The sequence below is a fragment of the Streptomyces sp. NPDC003032 genome (assembly GCF_053591415.1).
The window spans coordinates 95,252-103,899 of the sequence record NZ_JBSFTT010000030.1; the positions used below are offsets into that span (position 1 = coordinate 95,252).

Here is an 8,648-nt window from a genome sequence, read left to right on the forward strand (position 1 = left end):
CAGAACTGCGTGTCGAAGGGCACACGCTTGGAAGCAATACACCGCAGGAGCGGAAGGTCGATGGCACGTCGGCCGTTGCAGGCTTTGAAGCCAATGTCATCGGGACCGGGTGTCCCGGCTCGCCACACGCCGTCTCCAGCGCTACCGGTGTCGACGTCGGGACAGAGACCAGTGCCGTCGCGGAGGTGACCGTATGACCGCTCGACCGAGGACCCTGATCGACAAGGTCTGGGACAACAAGGTCGTGCAGTCTGTTCCCGGTGAGCCGGATCTGCTGTACGTCGACCTCCATCTCATCCACGAGGCCAGCTCCCCACAGGCGTTCGACGGCCTCCGCATCGCGGGACGTGCCGTCCGCCGGCCTGCCCTGACGCTCGCCCTGGAGGACCACAACGTCCCCACCGACTCGTTGGTGATCGCTGACGAGTTGAGTCGCAGGCAGATCGAGAAGCTGCGGGAAAACTGCACGGAGACAGGAATCCGGCTCTTCCGCCTCGGCGACCGCGGGCAGGGCATCGTGCATGTGGTCGGTCCCCAGTACGGCTTCGTGCAGCCCGGAATGTCAGTGGTGTGCGGCGACAGTCATACCTCCACGCACGGCGCGTTCGGAGCGCTGGCGTTCGGCGTCGGCACCAGCGACGTGGAGCACGTACTCGCCACTCAGACACTGCCTTTGCCACGGCCTAAGACCATGTCGGTGGAGATCGCTGGTGATGTGCCACCCGATGTCAGCGCGAAGGACATCATTCTGGCCCTCATAGCCAGGATCGGAGCCAACGGTGCCACTGGTCATGTGATCGAGTACCGCGGCGCACCGTTGACCCGGATGTCGATGGAAGGCCGGATGACCATGTGCAACATGAGCATCGAGGCGGGTGCGCGGGCTGGCCTGATCGCTCCGGACCAGGTCACCTTCGACTATCTGACCGATCTGCCCGCCTCCCCGACGGGCAACATGTGGGACGAAGCTGTGGCGTACTGGAAGACGCTCGGCACCGACCCCGGCGCCCGGTTCGACCGTGAGGTGACAGTGGACGTCACCGAATTGTCGCCTTATGTGACGTGGGGCACCAACCCAGGCCAGGCTGTTGCCCTCGGGGACCGGGTGCCCGAGCCCGCAGCCTTCGCCGACCTGAGGCAACGGGCCGCCGCCGAACGGGCCCTCGCCTACATGGGATTGGTACCGGGTACGCGCATGGATACCATCGAGATCGACACGGTGTTCATCGGTTCGTGCACCAACGGCCGGATCGAGGATCTGCGCGCGGCGGCCGAGGTCCTGCGAGGCCGAAAGGTCGCCGACAGCGTGAACATGCTGGTCGTCCCGGGTTCGATGGCTGTCCACCGCCAGGCCGAAGAGGAGGGCCTGCATGAGGTGTTCACTGCTTCGGGCGCGCAGTGGCGGCTCTCTGGCTGCTCGATGTGTCTCGGTATGAATCCGGACCGGCTGATCGGTGTCAGGCGCTGCGCGTCCACCTCCAACCGCAACTACGAGGGCCGTCAGGGTGCGCAGGCGCGCACCCACCTGGTCTCTCCGGCCGTTGCGGCCGCCACTGCGGTGGCCGGGCGGCTGGCCGCGCCGAGCAGTCTCCCCCAGGCGGTGTCCCGCCGCGGCCCGACGGCATCGTGAACGACACCGGGCCCGCCACGGTCTGCACGACGTCACCGGACACAGAACTGGAGCCCCGTATGGAACCGCTGACCCTGCACACAGGTCGGGCCATCTCACTGCGCCGCAACGATGTGGACACCGATCAGATCATTCCCGCCGAGTTCTGCAAACGGCTCACGAAGAGCGGCTTCGAAGACGCGTTGTTCGCTGCCTGGAAAGCAGATCCCTCCTTCCCGCTGAACGATCCACTGCGGCAGGACGCGACAGTGCTGGTCGCTGCCCACAACTTCGGCACGGGGAGCTCCCGGGAGCATGCGGTATGGGCGCTGCGCGACTGGGGTTTTCGGGCCGTCGTCGCGAGTAGCTTCGGTGACATCTTCCGCAGCAACGCCCTCAAGAATGGAGTCCTGGCCGTGGAACTACCGGCGCGGACAGTTGAGGATCTCGCCTCACGGGTCGAAGCGGACCCGGGGTTCGAAATCACGGTGGACCTTGAGGCATGCGAACTGCGCGCCGTCGACCACAGTCATCCCTTCACCGTGGACCAACGAGCCCGGTGGCTCCTGCTCAACGGCTACGACGACATCGCGGTCAGTCTGGGCCGCCACGCAGCCATTTCTCTCTACGAGGCCGCGCGGCCCGGCTGGTTGCCCCGAACCGACACGGTCGCGATATGAGCGCTCGGCCGGCGACCGACTACTGACCTTTCAGGATTGTTGTCGGCCGGCTGCTGACCTCGAGCCCGGTGCCGGCCTTCACCGGACAAGCACGATCGGGGCACCGAGCTGTTACCGGGTCTTGCGCACGAGGGTGTGGGCCCGCGCACGACAGCAATCCCGAAAGGTCAGTAACCCAGAGAGGGAAGGACCAGGAGCATGACTTCATTAGCGGTGATTCCCGGCGACGGAATAGGCCCCGAGGTGATCGACCAGGCGTTGAAGACCTTGGATGCGCTCGGTGCCGGCCTGGACATCGATCTGCTTGACCATATCAACGCCGACCGGTACCTGGCGGATGGAGTGGGCCTCAGTGATGTGGACCTCGACCGGATCCGTTCGAGTGACAGCGTCCTGCTGGGCGCCGTCGGCGACGCCCGGGTGGCGCATACCGACTATGTGCGCAGTGTGCTGCTGCGGCTGCGCTTCGAACTGGACCTGTACGTGAACCATCGGCCGGCGAAACTGCTGGGCGACTGGCTGAGCCCGCTGCGCGACGAGACGAAACGGGCCGTGGACTGTGTGGTCGTACGGGAGAACACGGAGGGTCTGTACGCTGGGGTAGGCGGAACACTGCGGCCACAAACGCCGTTCGAGGTGTCGATGGACGCTGAGATCAACACTCATTACGGCGTCTCCCGAATCATCGACTACGCGTTCTCCGTCGCCCGTTCGTCGGTATGCATGATCGACAAGTCCAACGCGGTGCCGTTCGGTGGCCAGTTGTGGCAGCGCTATTGGCGGGAGGCAGCCGATCGCCATCCGGACATCGAAACGTCACATCTTTACGTGGACGCAGCGGTGATGAAGTTGGTGGAGGACCCGACCCGCTACGACGTCATCGTCGCCAACAATTCACACGGTGACGTTCTCAGTGACCTGACCGCCCAGCTGGCAGGCGGTCTGGGCACAGCGGCCTCGGCGAACATCAACCCGGTAAGCAACTTCGGACTGTACGAGCCGGTGCACGGTACAGCTCCGGACATCGCCGGGCAGGGACTGGCCAACCCGATCGGGGCCATTCTCAGCGCGGCTCTGATGCTCGACCGGTTCGGGCACGACAAGTGGGCCCAAGCCGTTCGCAGGGCGGTCACCACAGTGATCGAGCACCGCCGGGTCACCCCGGACCTCGGGGGCACGCTGTGCACCGAGGACGCTGGAGCAGCCATCAGGGCAGCTCTGTGAGCTGAGGGCTGGCCGACACCCTCCTGTAGGAATGCCGGACAATTCGCGGGCGGCAGGCATGCATAACGTGGATGCGCGCGTACGACACCACTGTCGTCTCGGACGTCGGCAAGATGGCTCACCGCGGCCATGGGCTCATCCCGGCCGGCAAGAAGGTTCTGGACAAGCAGTTGCCCAACAGCGAGACCCGGCACACGGCAAGTCCCGGCAGGTAGGCGACCTTGCAGCCCGCGTGATCGCCACCCTGTATCCCGGCGGGGCGAAGACCGACGCGAAGGACGCCGCGATGATCGCAGACGCCACCCGGACCATGCCGCACACCCTGCACTCGCTGGAGCTGACCCACGAGATCACCGCCGAGCTGACCGACTCGTCGAAGCCATCCGCCCCAAGGCCCCACGCGAGGCTGCCCGGCTGATCGACGACATCTTCCACGCACTCGACGAGCAGACCGTCATCGTTCCGGGGACTGGCACCCTCGACACCGTGATCCCCTCCCTGGCTGCCGTCCAGGTCGGCTCGGGGCGAAGAGGGAAACGGCTGGTCAGTCCCGCTCCTCGGGACGGAGCAGTGCCCTTGCTTCCTTCTCATTCCCCAGTTCCTTCAGACGATCGAAGAAGGCATCCAGAGCAGCACTGCACTGCCCCGAGCGCACTTCCTTGAGTGCCTCCAGCGCCTGACTTGCGGTACCACGAGCCTCCTCGACCTGCTCTTGTTGAAGTTGGATCGAGGCCAGGAGCAACAGCCTGAGGGCGCGGCGCCGTGTCCACCCGGGTGAACACCCCCGCAGCGCTTCCTGTGCCCACTGGGTCGCTTTCGTGAACTGCTTCAGGTCTTGGTGACAGCGGGCCAGTTCCTCCGCCAGGTAGGCGCGATCGATGTGGGCCGCCCAATCCGGTCTCTCGCCGTGATCGCTGCGTTCCAACGCCTCGACCGCGTGCTCAGTGGCCTTCTCGCACGCCCGAGTGTCACCCAGGAGGGCACGGCCACGGGCTTCAGTTGCGTAGGAGATCGCCTGTACGTGATCGGCGCTCGGTCCTCGCACTCCCTCTCGCGCTACGCGGGCGAGTTGAACGGCTTCGCGCGGGTTGCCGAGCGTGAGGGCCACGTGGGCCATTCCTGAGGCCAGCATGTACCCGCCGAAGTCACGATCGGACGCTGCCTGGGCAAGACGCAGAGCCTGTATGTAGTAGCGCTGGGCAAGCCCTGGCTGGTTGATGTCCACTGCCATATAACCGGCGAGTTCCGTCAGGCGCGCCGCGGCGCCGAGCACTTGCCGGCCGAGGGAGTCGTCGTACGAGCCCTCCAGGAGTTCGGTGACGACAGTGCTGAGATGGCAGACAGCGGCGGGACGTATCCGCCCACTGCCGAACCGGTGATCGAGGTCGGCAAGCGCGGCAGTGGTCGCCCGCACAGGCATGACATCGGCCGGACCGACCTCGACGTGTCCGTTGCCTCTGATGGCGGGGTCGGGATCGGCTATCAACCAGTCACGACTGGCCTGGACCAGCACAGAAGTCGCAAGCGATTCCCCGGGCGTCCAACCGTTGCGGTGAGCGTCGCTGTACCACAATGCGCTCACCTGCTGGAGGGCTCCCTCCACGGTTGGCTCGAACCGCAGCCCCGTGGCGATATCCACACGGGGGGCAGGCCTCATACCTATCTCATCCACCGTGACCGTACGCCCAAGTTTTCGCCCTAACGCCTCGGCGATGATGGCAGGTACGCGACCGCGGGGTTGCTGTCCCTGAAGCCAGCGAGCCACCGACGTCTTGTCGTAGTGCAGGTCCAGACCGTGCTCAGCGCCACAGCTGTTGACTCGCCGAGCCAGTCCGGTGTTCGAGCAGCCTGCTTCTTCTATCACGACTTGCAGGCTTTCGTTCGTCCTGCGGGCGGCACGCGGTCGCGCGATCATAGCCACGAATCTCCGTTCCAACTTCGAATCAGCCGCTTCATGTCTCTGCTCGGGAGACAAAACCAGCGGGTCTTATCAGTCTGTTGACATGACGAAGGACCTATTGGGTGTCCGGCAGCACAGCCCGGCGCTTACCCCTCCCTGTATCCCTGAGGGTCCAGTTGACCTAAAATTGCTATACGTCGAGGAGTGTCGCACTCTGCAGCAGCGGTCATAGTCGGCGCATGCGAGAGCAACCCAACAGCGGTTGACTCTGCATGCCGCTGGCGCGCTGTGTGCTCCTTCGAGTGAGTGTCAAACCGGCGGGGGAGCTGCGCAGTTCAGCTGTTTCCTGCCCTGGTTAAATGATCTGAAGGTTCGATGCACTCAACCCACCTAAGCATTTGAGAAGCGCTCGCCCCGTCCGATTTCTGCGGTGATGCCGACAGCACCATTACGGAGCTCCAGCGGCACACCGTCTCTCCCTCTTCGCCGGCCTGGCGCTTCGAGTCTGGCCTAACGGCTATCACATTGCCATGGAAGTCTGACGAATGGCTGATTGTTACTTCAGAAAGAAGCGGGAATTGTTGCGTTCGACGCCCATGCCTCACGCACAGCGCGTACTGTATGAAAAGCGCAAGTTGCATGGCGAGGCGCACTACATCACGTAAGGCGCACATTCCGTCATGTCTGGCTTACGCTGAAGAAGTGAAGCGCAAGACGGCTCAGTGACGCACACGTAATCCCAGACGGCGTGAAGAGGGTAAAGTGCGCGCCCTTGTCCACTGACGTATGTCAGTAGCTCGCCTGAACGTGCGTCGTACCGATGGGGCCGGCTGAGCGGGGCACTGACGAGAATGCAGGAGGGGATCTTCGAGCCTCAGATCTCAGAGTTTGCCGGTACGCCGTGCATCACGATGACGGGTTGCCCGCAAGATGGGCGGTGACCTGACCGCCCGCCCCGGCCTCAGCGATCGATCAGGGCCTTGACCGTCGGGCAGGTGCGCATCGGAGACGTCGACGGCCAGGGACAGACCGGTCCGCCCGGTGACCAAGTGGGGCTTTCGAGCCGCACTTACAGCGGGACCGGTCCAGCTCGCCGCGGGCACCCGACGATTCGAACAAAGCGGACGGCAACTGCCGCCAGGTGCACAAACCATCCCCATCCCGGCAGGCTGTCGAAAACCCCGAACGGGGCGACCCGTTATCCGAGTTGCCTGGTGCTGCGGCTCCTACCGGCACGCCTGTCGAGGCGTACGACATCGAGTCGTCCCTGCTCGTACTGATCCCGCACGCTCCGCTTGTCGTACTTGCCCATCGACGTCTTGGGAACCGCCCTTACGATCGCCCAGTATTCGGGCAGCATCCATGCGTCGAATTGCTCGGCCAGGAAGTCGCGCAGTTCCGCTGCCTCGACGCTGCTGCCCCGGCGAAGTGACACGGCGGCGAGAGGGCGTTCGCCCCAGTGCTCGTCGGCTACTGCTACTACGACGGCCTCTGCCACGGCGGAGTGTCCCATTAAGGCGTTTTCCAATTGCACGCTGGAAATGTATTCGCCTCCGGACTTGATGGCGTCCTTGATCCGGTCGGTGAGCTTGAGATACCCGTTCGGGGAGATCCTTCCGATGTCCCCGGTCCTCAGCCAGCCGTCCGAGGTGAAGCACCCTGCCGGTTGTACCGGAGGGGAATCGTCGCCACTATGGTATCCACTGGTGATCTCCGGGCCACGTAGTTGCAGCTCGCCGACGGTCAGGTCATCGTGTGGCACTGGAATGCCGTGTGAGTCGATGAGCCGGAACTCGACGGAGGGCGAGAACCTTCCCTGGCTGACGCGGTGGGCCCATTCGGTGCCGGCGTCCGCCCCTGCTGGAGGTATGGCCGCGCTCACCATCCCCAATGTTTCGGTCATTCCATAGCCCTGCAAGAGCTCGATGGAGTGACGGTCCCGGTAATCGGCGATCAGGGAGGCAGGGCACGCGAATCCTCCCACGAACACCCGCCGCAGGCTTTTAGTGTCATAGGCGTGGGTGTCGAGTTCTTCCAAGAGGGAGGACCACACGGTGGGTATCGCGGCACTGAAAGTCGGCCGCCCGCGCTCAATCATGCGGGCGAGCGATGCCGCCGAGGAGGAGCCGTCGGGCAGTAACAGGCCGGCGCCGGTGAAAAACGCCGCGTGCGGGAGCCCCCAGCCGTTCACATGGAACATGGGGACGACGGGAAAGAGAACGTCACTCGGGCTCAGGTTGAACTGGCTTGGTATGGCTACATGGGCGCAGTGCAGGTATATCGACCGGTGACTGTAGACCACGCCTTTGGGATTTCCCGTGGTGCCAGAGGTATAGCACATGGCCGCGGCAGTGTGCTCGTCCAGCTGGTCTTCCCACGGGTAGTCGATGGACTGCCCGGCGATCAGTTCTTCGTAGTCGTGCACTTGACCGGCGAATCCGGACAGCGCCTCACGGCTACCACGGCCGGCAACGACGATATGCTTCACCGTGCCCGTTAAGTGGGGCAGCGCGGAAGCGAGAGTTGCGACTAGGGCACCGTCTACGACGATCACCTCATCACCGGCGTGATCGATGGTGTAGGCCAACTGCTCGGCCGCCATCCGTACGTTGAGAGTGTGAAGGACCGCACCCATCGCGGGAACCGCCAGGAAGAGCTCCAGGTGCCGGGTGTTGTTCCACATGAAGGTACCGATGACGCTCTGCCTGCTTTGCGGATTGGTTCCTGGCCGCACGCCCAGCCGGTCGCGCAGTGCGTGCGCCAGACGAGCGGCACGCTCGCCCACCTCCGCGTAGCTCCTGCGGTCGAATTCTTCTCCGTTCCAGGTGGCAACGCTTGATGTGCCGTGGACTGTGGAGCCGTGCCGCAGCAGACGGGCGACCGTGAGCTGGACGTCGGGCATGGTGCTGTACATGGCGATCCCTTCAGCGCGGTGTCGGCTGGCGTGCTGCCTCGCGTCTCGGTACTTCCCGCTTCTTCCTGCATACCGGGGAGACGGAGGAAGGCATGCGACCCAGCGGTAACGCCGTTCGCGGCCAATCCGCCGCCCGTGTATCCCTCACCCAGCACTGACAGACAGGTCGTCCTGACTGCCCTCTCCGGCATCGCTGGGAAGCCCGTTGCTCAATCGGAGCGTCCGTGGCTTGTAGGCGGGGCGCTCGGTCTCATAGGCGGCGATGTCGGGCTCGTTCCGCAGTGTGATGCTGATGTCGTCCAGGCCGTTCAGGAGCCGCCA

5 protein-coding genes and 2 pseudogenes are annotated in these 8,648 nt (G+C 64.4%); 4 read left to right on the top strand and 3 right to left on the bottom strand.

Going from position 1 to position 8,648, the window contains the following annotated elements; translation table 11 throughout:
- Positions 1-193: 193 nt before the first annotated feature.
- The 4 genes and pseudogenes from leuC to ACWDZ7_RS32815 form a co-directional block, all read left to right on the top strand.
- Positions 194-1,630: a 3-isopropylmalate dehydratase large subunit gene (leuC, locus tag ACWDZ7_RS32800; RefSeq protein ID WP_451802064.1), complete on the top strand. Its 1,437-nt coding sequence runs from the start codon at positions 194-196 to the stop codon at positions 1,628-1,630.
- Between the two features lie 59 nt (positions 1,631-1,689).
- Positions 1,690-2,289, top strand: coding sequence for a 3-isopropylmalate dehydratase small subunit (gene leuD, locus ACWDZ7_RS32805; protein WP_451802066.1), 600 nt, complete (start codon positions 1,690-1,692; stop codon positions 2,287-2,289).
- A gap of 198 nt (positions 2,290-2,487) precedes the next feature.
- The gene (locus ACWDZ7_RS32810; protein ID WP_451802068.1) at positions 2,488-3,513 is read left to right on the top strand and encodes an isocitrate/isopropylmalate dehydrogenase family protein; all 1,026 of its coding nucleotides are present in this window, start codon (positions 2,488-2,490) and stop codon (positions 3,511-3,513) included.
- Between the two features lie 71 nt (positions 3,514-3,584).
- A pseudogene (locus ACWDZ7_RS32815) lies at positions 3,585-4,020 on the top strand (IS110 family transposase); the annotation flags it as partial.
- 37 nt (positions 4,021-4,057) lie between these two features.
- Here ACWDZ7_RS32815 and ACWDZ7_RS32820 read toward each other — a convergent pair.
- The 3 genes and pseudogenes from ACWDZ7_RS32820 to ACWDZ7_RS32830 form a co-directional block, all read right to left on the bottom strand.
- Positions 4,058-5,428, bottom strand: a complete 1,371-nt coding sequence (locus ACWDZ7_RS32820) for a transcriptional regulator (protein ID WP_451802069.1) — start codon at positions 5,426-5,428, stop codon at positions 4,058-4,060.
- Between the two features lie 1,183 nt (positions 5,429-6,611).
- Positions 6,612-8,327: a long-chain-fatty-acid--CoA ligase gene (locus ACWDZ7_RS32825; protein WP_451802070.1), complete on the bottom strand. Its 1,716-nt coding sequence runs from the start codon at positions 8,325-8,327 to the stop codon at positions 6,612-6,614.
- Between the two features lie 210 nt (positions 8,328-8,537).
- Positions 8,538-8,648, bottom strand: a pseudogene (locus tag ACWDZ7_RS32830) (3-isopropylmalate dehydratase small subunit); the annotation flags it as partial.